Genomic DNA, 15,232 nt, shown 5'->3' with positions numbered 1-15,232 from the left:
GGCCGCGTCGCTCCTGGGCTGTGGCCCTTCCCTTCAAGGAGACATCGTGTACGAGCAGCTCAAGACCATTCTCATCACCGATCTCCACGTGGCGGAGGACGACGTGCGGCCGGAGGCCACGCGGGAGGAGGCGGGCCTGGACTCCCTGGCGATGGTGGAGCTGTCGATGGCGCTCGGCAAGCGGCTGGGGCTGGACGTCAGCGACGACGAACTGCTGGAGGCCGCCACCGTGGGGGAGCTGGCCCGGCTCGTCGAGGAGCGTGCCGCACAGGCCGCCTAGCAGGCGGCGAAGCCTTGACGCACATGGTGCGAAAGGTTCAAAATGGACGGTACACCAGGGAGCCGGAGAGCCCCACCGTCGCAGGAGACGTCCTCGACAGAGACTCTCGTCAGGTACTGGCCAGGCCCTCGGCAGTCCCAGGGCACCGGAGCCTCAGCGACGACTGGGGCGGAGGGTGCCGACCAGGACTACCGGGGACTGTTCTGTGTGGGCCCGCGCCCCCTGCGGCGCCGCCCTTTCCCCTCCCGCCCCGGCGTGTGGCCTCCTCCCGCCCCGGCGGTGGCCTCTAGGGTGCTCGCGTGCAGCGTCCTCCGGAGGTGCGTGAACCGGGCAGGGCGGCGGACGAGCGCCTGGTGGCGCTGTCGGACGGCGTCTTCGCCATCGCGCTCACCATCCTCGTCCTCGATCTCTCCGTCCCGCCGGACCTCGGGCCGCAAGCGTTCCACGCCGCGCTGCGCGAGGCACTTCCCGGCATCGGGGCCTACGCGCTGAGCTTCTGGGTCATCGCCCAGCTGTGGTGGGACCACCGCCGCATCCTGGCGGCCATCCCGGAGATCGACGTGCGCGTCGTCTGGCTGACCCTGCTGGGCCTGGCCCTCGTCGCGCTGGTGCCCTTCCCCACCGCCGTCCTGGCCGACTACTCCGAGGAGTCGTCGGCCGTCGCGCTGTACGCGGCCGTGGTCGCGGCCGTCAACGCGGTCCATCTCGCGCTGCTGCTGCTCTCGCACCGCGGCCCGGGGCGGGCGGCGACCCCGGCGGCCCTGCGGCTCCAGCGGCTCGACGACGCCGACGTGGCCGTCGCCGTCGTGCTGTTCGGGCTGGCCGTCCCGCTGGCGTTCGTCTCACCGACCGCCGCGCTGCTGTCGTGGCTGCTCTTCCTCCCCCTCAAACCGGTGATCGGCCTGCGCCAGAAGGCCGCCGCCCGGCGCGCGCGCCGTCGCTGACCACCGTCGCTGACCGCCGGGGCCGACCGTCGGGTGTGCTCAGTCCGACTCCGCCGGGAGCGGGATGTCCTGCTCGGCCCAGACGACCTTGCCCAGCGGGGTGCGGCACGAACCCCAGCGGCGGCACAGGAGGTTGACCAGCTGAAGGCCGCGCCCGCCCTCGTCGTTCAGCGACACGTGCTGGATCTGCGGCAGGTCGGGGCCGGTGTCGGAGACCTCCACCACGAGGCGGCTGTGCCGCAGCAGGCGGAGCCTGCCCGGCCCGCCCCCGTACCGCAGCGCGTTGCCCACCAGTTCGCTGACGACCAGCTCGGTCACGTCCGACATCTCCTCCAGCCGCCACCGGCCGAGCTGTTCGCGCACGAGTCTGCGGGCCCGCCCCGCCGCCGCGCCGTCGCCCGGCAGGTCCCACTGCCGGAGCAGGACGTCACCGCCCGGGCAGGACGCGGAGACGACGGTCACCGCCTCGTCGAAGCGGTGCACGCCCGTCGGTGCGGCGTGGACCAGTTCCTCGGCGCCCAGCATCCGGCCGGCCAGCAGCTCGCCCGCCCGTTTGCGCAGCAGGTCGAGGCAGTGGTCCAGGTCGTCCTCACGGGTCTTGATCAGCCCGTCGGTGTAGAGCACGAGCCGGTCGCCCTCCTCGGCGGACAGCTCGACCGCGTCGTAGGGGATGACTCCGGAGCCGAGCGGAGCGCCGACGGGCATCTCCAGGTAGCGGGCGTTGCCCCGGCCGTCCACGACGAGCGGCGGGACCTGTCCGGCGGCGGCCAGTGTGTACGTCCGGTCGACGGGGTCGTGGACGGCGACCAGGCAGGTCGCGACCTGGTCCTCCTCCAGGTCGCGGGCGGCCAGGTCGAGGCGGCCCAGGACGCGTTCGGGGGCGATGTCCAGGTTCATCAGGGTGCGGGCGACGGCCCGGAGCCGGCCCATCGTGGCGGCCGCCGCCATGCCGTGGCTCATGACGTCCCCGACCACCAGCGCCGTCCGGCCTCCCGGCAGTCCGACGACGTCGAACCAGTCGCCCCCCACGCCCTGCGGTTCGTTGGCGGGCGCGTAGCAGGTGTCGACGGCCAGGCCCGGTGTCTCGGGGGTCGCGCGCGGCAGCAGGCTCCGCTGGAGGGAGACGACGGCCTGCCGCTCCCGTCCGTACATCCGGGCGTTGTCGACGTAGACGGCGGCCTTCGTGGCCAGCTCCATCGCCAGCGACACGTCCGTGCGGGTGAAGCCGGGCCGGGTGCCGGCGCGCACGTAGTCCGCGATGCCGAGGAACACGCCCCGGGCCACCAAGGGCACCGCCATGTAGCTGTGCACACCCGCCCGTTGCATGGCCAGGGCCGCGTTCCGGGTGGGGGCGATCATCTCGTACTCGTGCGGCTCGATCCGGCTGACGAGCACCGGCCGCTGCTCCAGCAGGCAGGGGTTGACCAGGCTGCCGGAACGGCGGGTGGAGAGGTCGCCGACCGGGTCGGGCTCCAGGTCGAGCTCGGGCAGTTCCGAGACGGCCACCGCGCGCGTCACGGGCAGCCGCCCGGCCGGCGGTGTCACGGGTTGCTCGCCGCGCAGGATGCTGTCGAGCACGTCGACGGCCGCTCCGTCGGCCAGTTCGGGCACCGCGTAGTCGGCGAGTTCCTGACAGGTCTGTTCCAGGTCCAGGGTCGTGCCGATCCGGCTGCTCGCCTCGTTCAGCCAGGTCAGCCGGTCGCGGGGGGCCAGCATGGTGCCCAGCGCCTCACGCGTCCTGCGGAGCGCCGCCGAGGCCCCGCGGCCCCGACCGGCGAGCGTCCGGCGGGCCGTGGGCCTGCGCTCGAGGACCACCGCACCACCTCCTGGACCGACCTGTGCCGCGGGCACCCCCTGGCGCTTCCCCATTCTGCCCCGAGACGGCGGAATCGGCCTCCGGGCGGAGCGGATTTTCCGAGGTCGCCCCCGCACCGCGCCCGCCCGGTGCCCTCCCGGCGGGTCAGCCGTCGGGACGCAGGAGCAGGACCGCGATGTCGTCGTGCAGGGAGCGGGAGGCGGCCGGCGCCACGAGGCGGTCGGCGAGGACGTCCAGTGGCAGGTGCCGGTCGCGCGCCAGCTGGTCGGCGATCCGCGTGACCCCTCCGGTGTAGTCGGAGCCCGGCGCCTCCACCAGCCCGTCGGTGTACAGCAGCAGCGTGCCGCCCGGCTCCAGCTCCGTCTCCCACGAGGGGTAGGGCTCGTCGGCGAACGTGCCGAGCGGAGTGCCGCCCGGCACCTCGATGTCCCGCACCGTTCCGTCGGCGCACAGCAGCATGGGGTAGGGGTGGCCGGCGCGTACGATGCGCAGCCGCCGCCTGGCCGGGTCCACCTCCGTGATGACGCACGTCGCGAAGAGGTCGGTGTCCAGGTCGCAGAGCGTGCGGTTGGCCCACGCCATGAGCCCCTGGGCCGAGTGGTACTCGGCGGCTCGGGCGCGCATGGCGGTGCGCATCTGCCCCATGACCGCCGCCGCCCGCGCGCTGTGCCCCTGGACGTCCCCGATGATCAGCGCGGCCCGGCCGCCGGGCAGCCGCAGGACGTCGTACCAGTCCCCGCCGACGTCCAGGCCCTCCGACCCCGGCCGGTAGCGGACGGCGACCTCCAGCCCCGGCAGCTCGGGCAGGTCGCGCGGCAGCATGAGCTGCTGCAGCTCCGTGAGGTGGCCCCGGCCCGAGTCGTAGAGGGAGGCCCGGGTGAGGGCCTGCGCGATGATGCCCGCCGCGGCCGTGTAGACGGTCCGGTCGTCGGGGGAGAAGCTCCGGGACCGCGCGTAGGTGATGACGCAGCTGCCCACGAGGGTGCGGGCGGACATCAGCGGCAGGACCGCCCACGCCTGGGCGTCCCCGCCACTGGGAGAGGCCAGCCGCTCGTCGGGGAAGAGCTCGCGGTACTCGCGCGCGCTCTCGATGAACAGGGGCGTGCCCGCCCAGACGGACCGCAGGAGCGGGTGGTCGGTGCTGACCTCGCCCAGCCGCCGCAGTTTCGGCACCTGCTCGGGGGCGTAGCCCCGGGAGCCCGCCAGCCGCAGGACGCCGTCCTCCTCCCGCAGGAAGACGGCCAGCCGGGTGCCGCCCAGCTCCCGCAGCGCCGCGGCGGCCACGGCGGAGACGACGTCCTCGGTGGACAGGGCGGCGGCCAGGGAGCGGGTGAGGGCGAGGATGAAGTCGCTGCGGGCCTTGCGGGCCGCTTCCCGGTCGTGCTCGGCCGTCCGGTCCTGGACGATGCCGATCATGCGCTGCGGGTTCCCCTCGCGGTTGTAGACGACGCGGCTCTCGGCCGTGATCCAGCGGACGGTGCCGTCGGGGTGCACGACGCGGTAGCTGACGTCGTACTTGCCCGTCCGGTGGCTCTTGGCGACCGCTTCCGCCACCACCGCCCGGTCCTCGGGATGGACGGACCGCTCGAACGTCTCGATGCGGCCGTCGAAGTCCGCGGGGTTGATGCCGAAGAGCCGGCAGGACCGCTCGTCCCAGACGATGCGGCCGGAGGGGAAGTCCCAGTCGAAGGTGCCGATACTGGCGTTGGACAGTGCCATCTCCAGCATCGTCACCCGCCGCTGCCCGGCCGCCAGGGCCCTCGGCGGCAGCCCCTCGTCGCCGGCGGCGACATTGCCCCCGGCCAGGATCCGCTCCCAGCGGTGGGCGCAGGCCGTGGCCAGCGCCATCAGCCGCTGTTCGACCGTGGAGTCCAGCGCGCTGCCCCGGGGCACCCGCAGGCTGACCGCCCCCAGGCAGGTGCCGTCCACGAGGAGCGGGACGGCGACGAACTCCGCGTGGGAGGGCACCGGCGCGCTCCCGGGACCCTCCGGGCGGAGGCCGGGCCCCCCGTACTCACCGGCGGTCGTCCAGACCGGCCGGCTCTCCCGCACCGCGCGGGCACACGGCAGCCAGGAGTCCACGGGGACGACGCGGTAGGCGTCGAGATCGGCGACCGGCAGTCCGAAGGAGGCGGTCAGCCGCAGCGATCCGTCCGCGTCCAGCCGGTACAGGACGCCGACCGCGTCCCGCTCCCGGGGCGCGAGCGCGGTCGCCGCCTCGGCCAGCAGATCGTCCGGCTCGGCACAGGCCAGCAGCCGGACGAGGGCGTCCGCGAACCTGCCGCTGCCGTGCCCTGTGGCCATCTCACGTCCTCGCCGCCGTTCCTCGGCCTGCGCTTGCCATGATCCGGCACATCGCGGCGTTCCGCACGGTGCGCGGGGGGACGTTCAGCCCGCGACGGAATCGTCCCGCAGGCGGGCGATCAGGTCGGCGCGGTGCAGGTCGGCCACCCCGGCCACGAGATCGGGGTGGCGCAGCAGGGGTGCCGCCCGCCGGTCGTGGACGTCGGGGGCCGTCAGCCGCCGGAACTCGCCGAATCCGCCGGACCCGCCGCCGGTCCCGTTGCCCGGGGACAGCGCCGCCACGGCGCTGCGGGCGAGCTCGGGGCAGGACAGCAGGCAGGCCGCCCAGCTGGCGACCACCTCGTCCACCCAGGTCCGCCATGCCCGCTCGGGATCGCCGAATCCGCCGGGACCGTCCCGATCGCCACCCGCCGCGCCCAGCAGCCGGTCCAGCCGACCGGAGCCCCCGGCCCCGGTCAGGGCCGCCAGCGCCGCGTCCACCGCCGTCGGGTAGCGCAGCCAGGCCGCGACGGTGGCCGCCTGGCGGGCCTGCGCCTCGGCGAGGGCCGTGCTCATCGCCCCGCCGACGGCCGGGTAGGCGGAGACCAGCCAGCGGGCGGTGGCGGCGATGAGCGGGGAGAGGTCGGCGGAGTAGCCGGGCACCGCGGGAGGAACGTCATCGGACACGACGGCGGACCTCCGGTTCCGTCCGGACGGATGCGGGCCCCGGACCGTTCGCTGCGGCCGGGCAGGGGCACGGTATCCGGCGGCGCGGACCGGGCGGCATGACGTGGCTCACGCCGCCGACCGGCCGTCGGCGGGGACCGGCCTGTGGCCCGCCCACGGGCGGGGCGGTACGTTGATCGCACAGATCGCATGTGACGTGGCCAACAGGAGATGAACGTGGCGAACGGCGGACCCATAGCCGAAGGCGGCCCGACCGGCGAGGACCCGGCGGCGCTGATCGACAGCAGCGTGCCGCACTCGGCCCGGATGTGGAACTACTGGCTCGGCGGCAAGGACAACTACGAGGCCGACCGGGTGGCGGCGGACCAGTTCGCCGCGGCGTTCCCGGCCATCGCGGCCAACGCCCGCGCCTTCCGCGCGTTCCTGTCCCGGGCGATCCGGTACCTGGCCGACGAGGCCGGGGTGCGGCAGTTCCTCGACGTCGGCACGGGGCTGCCCACCGTCGACAACACGCACGAGATCGCGCAGCGGGTGGCGCCCGACTCGCGCATCGTCTACGTCGACAACGACCCGCTGGTCTTGGCGCACGCCCGTGCGCTGCTCACCAGCACACCGGAGGGCGCGACGGCGTACCTGGACGCCGACCTGCACCGCCCCGCGGCGATCCTGGCCGAGGCCCGTCGCACGCTGGACTTCGAGCGGCCGGTCGCCCTCATCCTCAGCGGCATCCTCGGTCACGTCACGGACGACGAGGAGGCGCTCGGCATCGTCCGCGAGCTGACGGAGGCGCTCCCGTCCGGCAGCTACCTGCTGGTCTGCGACGGCACGGACACCGACGAGACGCTCAAGAAGGCGCAGGAGGAGCACAACGAGGGCGGGCAGGTGCAGTACCGGCTGCGCAGCCCGGAGGAGCTCGGGGGGTTCTTCGCCGGGTTCGACCTCGTCGAGCCCGGGATCGTCTCCTGCCCGCTGTGGCGGCCGAATCCGTCGCAGGTCGGCTCCGCCGTTCCCGTGGACTCCTACGGAGGCGTGGGACGCAAGCCGTAGCACCGGTCCCCAGGCCGCCGTACCACGTTTGGGCGCCTCACGGGTGTTCATGCTTGCGGAAACGTTTCGAGCAGGGACGTCTGGTTGCGGTAGGAAGAATCCGAGAATCGCATCATTGAGCTGTTCGAGTGAAGGGGCAGAACTTCTGCGCCGGATCGTGAGTTGTCCAGTTTGCTCCGGCAGCGGGGCATTCCAGATTCGGAAGGAAAACTCGTGATCAAGAAGGTGCTCGCCACGGCTGCTGTGGCGGCTTCCGTCGTCGGTGTGACCGGTGTCGTTGCGTCCCCCGCTCTCGCGGTCGGCGACGGGAACCAGGAAGCGGCCAGCGGCAACGGCGCGAAGCAGGTCTACGGCAACACCACCACGGGCGGCTACATGAGCCCGAACATGAGCCTGGTCAACGGCTCCCTGAACAAGCCGTGCATCGCGGCGCTGGACGGGAAGACCAACGTGGGCAGCCTCGTGGGCCTCGTGCCGATCACCGTCCAGGACGTCCTGTCGAGCAACAACAGCCAGGCCTGCACGGAGAACTCCACGATCCAGGACGGCGACGACCCGCTGTCGCACATCCTGTCGGACCTCAACCTCCTCTCGGAGAACGGCGCCGCCGCGGTCGACTGAGCCCCGGTGGCACCGGGTGGCCGGACGTCCTCCGGTCACCCGGGCTCCCAGGATGCGCGGGCACCGGGATCTACCTCCTTCTGACCGGCGCTCCGCTCGACCCTCCCGCCCCCGTCCGTGCCACCGCGCACGGGCGGGGGCTCGCTCGTGTCCGCACCCCCATGCGGCATCATCGTGGCCATGGGGATAGCCGCCGGTCTGGACAGCTCGTCCGAGTACACCCGCATCGTCGTCTGCGACACCGACACCGGTGCCGTCATCAGGCAGGGGTACGCCCCGCACCCCGTCCCGCCGCCCGAGGGCGGCGGACGCCGTACGGAGATCGACCCGCAGGCGTGGCTGCTCTCGCTCGGCGAGGCGGCCGGGGGCGGCCTCCTGGAGGGAGTGCAGGCGATCGGCGTCTCCGCGCAGCAGCACGCCGCCGTCTTCCTCGACCGCGTCGGCAACGCCGTCCGCCCCGCACTCGTCGGCAACGATCCGCGTGCCCAGACGGTCGCCGCCGATCTGGTCGACGGACTCGGGGGCAAGGCCGCCTGGGCCCAGGCCGTCGGCCTGGTCCCGCAGTCCGGCAACCCCGTCACGAAGCTGCGCTGGCTCGCCCGCAACGAGCCGGACGCCGCCGCCCGCACCGCCGCCGTCCTCCAGCCGCACGACTGGCTGACCTGGCAGCTCCTCGGCCGCCCCGCCCGCCGCACCACCGACCGGGGCGACGCCTCGGGCACCGGCTACTGGTCCGCCGCCACCGGCGGCTGGCGCCCGGACCTCGCCGAGTTGGCCCTCGGACACCAGGTCGCCCTCCCCGAGGTGCTCGGCCCCGCCGACGTCGCCGGGCACACGCCCGAGGGCCTGCTCATCTCCTCCGGCACCGGGGAGACCATGGCCGCCGCGTTCGGCCTCGGCATCGGGCTGGGGGACGCCGTCGTCTCCCTCGGTGCCTCCGGCTCGGTCTCGGTCGTCCACCACGAACCGCTCGCCGATGCCAGCGGCACCATCACCTCCTACGCCGACGCCACCGGCATGCACCTGCCCGTGGTGCGGACGCTCAACGCCGTCCGCGTCCTGCGCGGCACCGCCGAACTCCTCGGCTGCGACCTGGAGCGGCTCTCCGCCCTGGCGCTCCAGTCCTCACCGGGCGCGTACGGGATGGTCCTGCTGCCCTACCTGGAGGGCGAGCGGACGCCCGACCTGCCGCACACGGCGGGGACACTGGCCGGACTGCGGCGGGAGTCCATGAAGCCGGAGCACCTGGCCAGGGCCGCGTTCGAGGGGATGCTGTGCGGGCTGGCCGACGCGCTCGACGTGCTGCGCCGCCGAGGTGTGGCGGTGCACCGGATCTTCCTGCTGGGCCAGGCCGCCGAGCTGCCCGCCGTGCAGGCCCTCGCGCCCGCCGTGTTCGGCGCCCAGGTCGTCGTCCCGCAGGCCGCCGACTACACCACGCTCGGGGCCGCGCGGCAGGCCGCCTGGGCCCTGGGCGTCGCGCACGGGCACCACACACCGGCGACGCCCCCGCAGTGGCCGGCGCCCGCCGCGACGCTGTGCGACCCCGGCGACGACCTGCCGGTCGGGCAGGCCGTACGCCAGCAGTACGCCGCCGTGCGGGACGAGACCCACCCCGGCGCGTTCCCCGCCTGAGTCGGGTCCGGCGTCAGTCCAGATAGCCGCGGAGCTGTTCGGCGTAGGCGTGGTCGCGCAGCTTGCCGAGCGTCTTGGACTCGATCTGCCGGATGCGTTCCCGGGTGACGCCGAAGAGCCGGCCGATCTCCTCCAGGGTGCGCGGCCGTCCGTCGAGCAGGCCGTACCGCAGCTGCACCACCTTGCGTTCGCGTTCGCCGAGCGTGGAGAGCACCGCGTTCAGGTGCTGCCGCAGCAGCAGGAACGTCGCCGACTCCACCGGCGAGGGGGCGTCCCCGTCCTCGATGAGGTCCCCGAGGTGGACGTCCTCCTCGCCGACCGGCGCGTGCAGGGAGACGGGTTCCTGGGCGAGCCGCAGCACCTCGCTGACCCGCTCCTCGGTGAGGTCCAGCAGCAGGGCGACCTCCTGCGGCGTCGGCTCGTGGCCGCGTTCCTGGAGGATGCTGCGCTGGGCGCGGACCACGCGGTTGATCAGCTCCACGACGTGCACCGGCACACGGATCGTGCGGGCCTGGTCGGCCAACGCACGCGACATCGCCTGCCTGATCCACCAGGTCGCGTAGGTGGAGAACTTGAATCCACGCGCGTAGTCGAATTTCTCGACGGCGCGGATGAGGCCGAGGTTCCCCTCCTGCACGAGGTCGAGCATCGTGAGCCCCCGGCCCACGTACCGCTTGGCGACGGAGACGACCAGGCGCAGGTTCGCCTCGATCAGCCGCCGCTTGGCCAGGCGGCCCCGCACCACGATCCGGTCGAGGTCGAGGGCGAGGCCGCTCTCCAGGTCCGCGGAGGCCGCCAGCTTCTCCTCCGCGAAGAGCCCGGCCTCGACCCTGCGCGCCAGCTCGACCTCCTCGGCCGCGCTCAGCAGCGGGATGCGGCCGATCTCCCGCAGGTACTGCCGGAACAGGTCGGCCGACGGCGCCGCGCCCGCGTCGGGACGCGCCCCCACCGCGCGCACGCGCCGAGGGGCGGGCGGCTCCGGCGGGAGCGGCTCCAGCAGCCCCAGCGGTGGGGCGGTGCCGGGAGCGGGCACCTGCTCGGGGTGCGCGGCGGGCGTCGCGGGCGAGCCGCCGGGGGCGGCCGGGGCGAGGGGCGACGCGGGCGTCGGCGAACCGGTCAGGGTCTGGGTCTGCACGAGGGCGACCTCCAGGAATGATCGCTGCCAGTTGCGGGAACGGCGTGCACGACGAGGACGGTCGCGGTGGCTCGGCGCCGCCGCCCGTCCCCAGTGGTGAGAGCGCGTCGGCTGCTCCACGCGTCGCGCTCGACAACGGGTTGAGACACCGTCAACAGTGTGGGGTACGACACACTGCACTCTGTAGGGGTCTGCGTACGGTTTTTTGGGTTTCCGCTACGGGACGCGGCGGTAGGACTACGCAGGGCGGGGTCAGAGCGCGGACGCGCCCCTGGCCCGCAGAGCCGTCGCGTACTGCTCCAGCACCCACAGCTCCTGCCACACCGCCGCCGACTCCGCCGCCCGCCCCTGGGCGTCCAGCCGCCGGGCGCTGCCCTCCAGCTCCGCCACCCGGGCCCGGACGGCGGCCAGCCGCACCGCGACCAACTGCTCGCCCGCGTACGCCTCGTCGGGCGCGCCGCTGCCGGGGTTGCGCGGGGACTCGACGGCCAGTTCGGTGATGAGCTTGCGCACGGTGTCGTCCGGGGCGGCGTCCCGGACCCGGTCCAGGTAGTCCGCGTCCGCCGCTTCGGTGCCCCCGGCCGCCTCGATGAGCCCGCGCACGACGGCGTAGGGCTCGGCGGTGAACTCGTCGGCCCCGTAGGCGTCGAACGTCGGGGCGACGAGCGCCGGGTACTGCAACGCCAGCTTCAGCAGCTCCCGTTCGACGAGGTGGGCGGGGCTGCGCAGGTGCAGGGACGGTCCGCGCCTGCCGGGCGCGGGGCCGGGGGCCGGCGCGGGCGCGCGGCCCCCGGGCCCCTCCCCGGCCTGGCCGGGACGGGAGCGCTGCTGTCGGCCGCCGCCCTCCCGCTTCCACTTGGCGATCTGGCCGATGCGCCGCACGACGAACTGCGTGTCCAGGACGCCGAGGAGGCCGGCCAGCCGCACGGCGTACTCGTGCTGGAGCGAGGGGTCCTTGAGCTGCGCGACGATGGGCGCCGCCGCCTCCAGGGCCGCCGACCGGCCCTCGGCGGAGTCCAGGTCGTGCTCGTCCACCACGGAGCGCAGGGCGAACTCGAACAGCCGCGAACGGCTGTCGATGAGTTCCTGCACGGCGGTGTCGCCCTTGGCGAGGCGCAGGTCGCACGGGTCCATGCCGCCGGGGCTGATGGCGATGGAGGTGCGGGCGGCGAACTTCTGGTCGTCCTCGAAGGCGCGCAGGGCCGCCTTCTGCCCGGCCGCGTCGCCGTCGAAGGTGAAGATCACCTCGGTGCGCGAGTTGTCCATGAGGATGCGGCGCAGGATCTTGATATGCCCCTCGCCGAACGCCGTGCCGGAGGTGGCGATCGCCGTCGTCACCCCGGCCAGGTGGCAGGCCATGACGTCGGTGTAGCCCTCGACGACGACGGCCCGCCCCTCCTTGGCGATGTCCCGCTTGGCCAGGTCGATGCCGTAGAGCACCTGCGACTTGCGGTAGATGGGCGTCTCGGGGGTGTTGAGGTACTTGGGCCCGTTGTCGTCCTCCCGCAGCCGCCGGGCGCCGAAGCCGACCACCTCACCCGAGATGTCCCGGATGGGCCACATGAGCCGGCCCCGGAACCGGTCGATCGGGCCGCGCCGCCCTTCCTGGGAGAGCCCCGAAAGGACCAGCTCCTTGTCGGTGAACCCCCGCCCGCGCAGGAACCGGGTGAGGTGGTCCCACCCGGCGGGGGCGTAGCCGACGTCGAAGTGCCGGGCCGCGCCCTGGTCGAAGCCCCGCTCGGCGAGGAAGCGGCGGCCCGCCTCCGCCTCGGGGGAGTCGAGCTGCTCGGCGTAGTAGAGGACGGCCGCCTTGTGCGCCTCGATCAGCCGGGTGCGCTCGCCCTGCTGGCTGGCCCGCCCGTAGCCGCCCTCCTCGTACCGCAGCGTGATCCCGGCCTGGGCGGCGAGCCGCTCGACGGCCTCGGAGAACGTCAGGTGGTCGACCTTCATCAGGAAGGCGAGCGTGTCGCCGCCCTCCTGGCAGCCGAAGCAGTGGAAGAGCCCCTTCGCGGTGCTCACGTGGAAGGAGGGGGACTTCTCGTCGTGGAAGGGGCACAGCCCCTTCAGGTTGCCTCCCCCCGCGGGGCGCAGCTGGAGGTACTCGGAGACGACGGTGTCGATCGGGACCGCGTCCCGCACCGTCCGCACGTCGTCGTCGTTGATCCTGCCCGCCACGCGGCAAGTCTACGGTCCGCCCGGATGCCGCCCGCGCGGGCCGCCCAGGCCGGTGTCAGGCGTCCAGCTCCCTGACCAGGACGTAGTGCGGCCCGACGCCCTCGATGACGAACTCCTCGCCGTGCACGCGGTAACCGTGCCGCTCGTAGAAGGCGCGGGCCTCGGCGCGCCCGTTGCACCACAGCACGCGCGCGCCCCGCGCGGCCGCCTCGCGGCTCCCGGCGGCCAGCACGGCCGCGCCGTACCCGTGGCCGCGCGCCGCCTCGGCACTGGCCATGCCCCGGATGCGGTACGCCGTCCCGGCGGGCCCGCCGGGACGCGGGAAGGGCTCGGGGTAGAAGCTGCCGCACCCGAGCACCGCCCCGCCCGAGGGGCCCGGCCCGAACGCGGCGATGTGGAAGGCGCCCGGTCCGGCGTCCTCGGGGAAGGCCGCGGACTCCTGCGGCAGCCCCGGCCGCAGGACCTCCCAGCGCAGCGGGAAGACGTCCGCGAGCGGCACGACGGCGGTACGGATGGCCATGCCGTTCACCCTACGCGGCTCTCAGCGCGCCACGCCGCGCTCGGCCGGGCCGTGCACGCGGGGGCTGCGTCCGTCGGGGAGGAACAGCACGGAGTTGACGTAGCGGCGGTGCGGCAGCACGGTACGGCGCAGCAGCCCGTGCTCGGCGACGTGCGCGGTGCGCTCCTGGTGCCCGGCCAGGTCGAACGCGCCCAGCGGGATCCAGTGCGCGTCCGGCAGCACCCAGCCGGTGTAGCCGTGCCCCGCCAGCAGCTCCAGCACGGGCTCCACGGGCTGGATGCGGACCTCCAGCTCGACGAAGAGGGCCGGTCGGCACCGTGCGAGGGTCCGCTCGGCGCCGCGCAGTACGGCGGCCTCGTGCCCGTCGACGTCGACCTTGACCAGTCGGACGTCGTCCAGCTCCAGTCCGTCGACGCTGACCGTGCGCACCTGGAGCCCCATGGAGTGCAGCCGGTCGCGACGCACCAGGGAGGAGACGCCGCGTTCGCCGCCGCCCGTCGGCAGCCAGAGCGTCGCCGTGCCCTCGCTCTCGGCCGCGGCGGCTTCGACGACCCGCACGTTGCCCGGTGCGGTGGACCGGAGGGTGGCCGCGAGGCCCGGCACCGGTTCGACGGTGACGACGCGGTCCGCGCGCCGCGCGAGGTGGCGTGTCCACGGGCCGTACCAGCCGCCGATGTCCACGGCGGTGCCGCCGCGCGGGCAGAAGTCGGCCAGCCGGCGCAGCTCGGGCTCGAATCGCGGGTACACCCGGGCCGCCGCTCCCGCCACGACACGGGCGGGCAGCAGCGGGCCGAGGCGGGCGGCGAGCGTCATACGGCCTCGGCGCGCTCGCTGAGGCGGGCGTGCTCCTCGTCGCTCACCGGCTCACCGGAGGCGGGCAGGAGCTGGGGCACGCCGTCCACGATCGGGTAGCGGCGGCGCAGCCGCGGGTTGTAGAGGGCCGGCTCGCCCTCCAGCAGGATCAGCGTGCCCTTGTCGAGGGGGCAGGCCAGGATCTCCAGCAGCGGGTCGTCAGGGGACATGGAAGGTGCCTTCCGTGCGGTGGTCGGTTGCCAGGGGGGTCGGGCCGTACGCCTCCGTACGGGCCTGCGGTCTCGGGACGGGCACCGGCCCGTCGGCGGGGTGCGGTGCCGGGCCGTGCCGGGCCGGGTCGTACGGTGCCGCGCCGTGCGGCGCGCTCTCGCGGGGTGCGGGCCCGGTCGGCCCGGCGGCGGGTGGCTCGTCGTGCCGGGGGAGGGCCAGCAGCACGCCGACGGCCAGTAGCGCGCCGCCCAGTCGCAGCGCGAGCCGCAGCGGCTCCTCGGGCAGCGGCTCGTCGAACGCGATCGTGCCGGCGGCGACGGTGAACAGGAACGTGACCGTCGTGCAGACCGGGACGATGAGGGAGGCGCGGCACCGTTGCAGCGCCGTCTGGGAGAGCACCAGACCGGTCGAGCCGGTGCACATCAGCAGGTACGGGTAGGGGGAGCCGAGCACGGCGAGCACCCAGCCGCCCAGGCCGTTGCCCTCCAGCAGACCGGCCACGCCCTTGATGGCCAGCGAGCTGACCCCGTACAGGAATCCCACCGCGACGCCGTAGGGCACGCCGGCCGTGGGCATGCGGTGCCGCCGCCGCGAGCGGCGCTCGGCGGTGCCGAACACCAGGAGGCCGAGCAGCAGCGACGGCACGCAGATGCCCAGCAGCAGCGGCGTCGGCGCGGCGTGGCTGATGGACTCCCCGCCGCCGCGCAGCGACAGGACGATCATCACCAGCGCGGCCAGGATCAGCACCATCGCCGCGCGTTCGCGCCCGGAGGACCTCTCTCCCAGGAACACCGGCGAGAGCAGGAGCAGCATCACCAGACCGGTGACGAACAGGCCCTGCGCGGCCACCAGCGGCAGCGTGCGGTACACGGCGAGCTGGGCGACGAAGCCGAGCCCGAGCGCCCCGGCGCCCAGCAGCCACAGCGGGCTGCGCAGCAGGTGCGCGAGCACCTGCCAGGGGCGCGCGGCTACGAGCGGCGGCAGCCCGGACAGCGCCCGCTTCTCCACCACGAAGCCGACGCTGAACAGCAGGTTGGCCAGCAGCGCCGCGGCGACGCCCACCCACACG

Annotated in this window: 14 protein-coding genes; 5 read left to right on the top strand and 9 right to left on the bottom strand. The window is 74.2% G+C overall.

Going from position 1 to position 15,232, the window contains the following annotated elements:
* Positions 1 to 46 precede the first annotated feature (46 nt).
* Together IF129_RS03300 and IF129_RS03295 are read left to right on the top strand one after the other, a co-directional pair.
* A complete protein-coding gene (locus IF129_RS03300; protein ID WP_191207860.1) occupies positions 47 to 280 on the top strand; it encodes an acyl carrier protein in 234 nt (77 codons plus the stop codon).
* A gap of 299 nt (positions 281 to 579) precedes the next feature.
* The gene (locus IF129_RS03295) at positions 580 to 1,224 is read left to right on the top strand and encodes a TMEM175 family protein (RefSeq protein ID WP_318153519.1); all 645 of its coding nucleotides are present in this window, start codon (positions 580 to 582) and stop codon (positions 1,222 to 1,224) included.
* Positions 1,225 to 1,263: 39 nt separating this feature from the next.
* On the opposite strand, the gene IF129_RS03290 is transcribed toward IF129_RS03295, so the two are convergent.
* The 3 genes from IF129_RS03290 to IF129_RS03280 all read right to left on the bottom strand — a co-directional run bounded on the left by IF129_RS03290 (position 1,264) and on the right by IF129_RS03280 (position 6,010).
* A complete protein-coding gene (locus tag IF129_RS03290) occupies positions 1,264 to 3,039 on the bottom strand; it encodes an ATP-binding SpoIIE family protein phosphatase (protein WP_381480222.1) in 1,776 nt (591 codons plus the stop codon).
* Positions 3,040 to 3,184: 145 nt separating this feature from the next.
* A complete protein-coding gene (locus IF129_RS03285) occupies positions 3,185 to 5,344 on the bottom strand; it encodes a SpoIIE family protein phosphatase (RefSeq protein WP_191207858.1) in 2,160 nt (719 codons plus the stop codon).
* Positions 5,345 to 5,428: 84 nt separating this feature from the next.
* A complete protein-coding gene (locus IF129_RS03280) occupies positions 5,429 to 6,010 on the bottom strand; it encodes a hypothetical protein (RefSeq protein ID WP_318153518.1) in 582 nt (193 codons plus the stop codon).
* 210 nt (positions 6,011 to 6,220) lie between these two features.
* Between IF129_RS03280 and IF129_RS03275 the strand changes: the two genes are divergently transcribed.
* The 3 genes from IF129_RS03275 to IF129_RS03265 all read left to right on the top strand — a co-directional run bounded on the left by IF129_RS03275 (position 6,221) and on the right by IF129_RS03265 (position 9,310).
* Complete coding sequence (locus IF129_RS03275; RefSeq protein WP_191207857.1) at positions 6,221 to 7,057, top strand: SAM-dependent methyltransferase; 837 nt, start codon at positions 6,221 to 6,223, stop codon at positions 7,055 to 7,057.
* Positions 7,058 to 7,270: 213 nt separating this feature from the next.
* A complete protein-coding gene (locus IF129_RS03270) occupies positions 7,271 to 7,678 on the top strand; it encodes a rodlin (RefSeq protein ID WP_191207856.1) in 408 nt (135 codons plus the stop codon).
* Between the two features lie 180 nt (positions 7,679 to 7,858).
* A complete protein-coding gene (locus IF129_RS03265; protein ID WP_191207855.1) occupies positions 7,859 to 9,310 on the top strand; it encodes an FGGY family carbohydrate kinase in 1,452 nt (483 codons plus the stop codon).
* Positions 9,311 to 9,323: 13 nt separating this feature from the next.
* Here IF129_RS03265 and IF129_RS03260 read toward each other — a convergent pair whose 3' ends face one another.
* The 6 genes from IF129_RS03260 to IF129_RS03235 form a co-directional block, all read right to left on the bottom strand.
* Complete coding sequence (locus IF129_RS03260; RefSeq protein ID WP_191207854.1) at positions 9,324 to 10,565, bottom strand: RNA polymerase sigma factor; 1,242 nt, start codon at positions 10,563 to 10,565, stop codon at positions 9,324 to 9,326.
* A gap of 132 nt (positions 10,566 to 10,697) precedes the next feature.
* A complete protein-coding gene (gene dnaG, locus IF129_RS03255) occupies positions 10,698 to 12,620 on the bottom strand; it encodes a DNA primase (RefSeq protein ID WP_191207853.1) in 1,923 nt (640 codons plus the stop codon).
* A gap of 55 nt (positions 12,621 to 12,675) precedes the next feature.
* Positions 12,676 to 13,140 (bottom strand): GNAT family N-acetyltransferase, encoded by a 465-nt coding sequence (locus IF129_RS03250; protein WP_191207852.1) that lies wholly within the window; start codon positions 13,138 to 13,140, stop codon positions 12,676 to 12,678.
* Between the two features lie 21 nt (positions 13,141 to 13,161).
* Positions 13,162 to 13,953 (bottom strand): FkbM family methyltransferase, encoded by a 792-nt coding sequence (locus IF129_RS03245; protein ID WP_191207851.1) that lies wholly within the window; start codon positions 13,951 to 13,953, stop codon positions 13,162 to 13,164.
* Positions 13,950 to 14,162, bottom strand: coding sequence for a Trm112 family protein (locus IF129_RS03240; protein ID WP_191207850.1), 213 nt, complete (start codon positions 14,160 to 14,162; stop codon positions 13,950 to 13,952). Before IF129_RS03240 ends, IF129_RS03245 begins: the two co-directional genes overlap by 4 nt.
* Complete coding sequence (locus IF129_RS03235) at positions 14,152 to 15,231, bottom strand: DMT family transporter (RefSeq protein ID WP_318153517.1); 1,080 nt, start codon at positions 15,229 to 15,231, stop codon at positions 14,152 to 14,154. Before IF129_RS03235 ends, IF129_RS03240 begins: the two co-directional genes overlap by 11 nt.
* Position 15,232: the final 1 nt, after the last annotated feature.

It is taken from the genome of Streptomyces chumphonensis, assembly GCF_014779715.1.
Taxonomy (GTDB): Bacteria; Actinomycetota; Actinomycetes; order Streptomycetales; family Streptomycetaceae; genus Streptomyces; species Streptomyces chumphonensis.
Note: the sequence above shows the minus strand (reverse complement) of the source record. Positions and strands in the feature narration are given on the sequence as shown.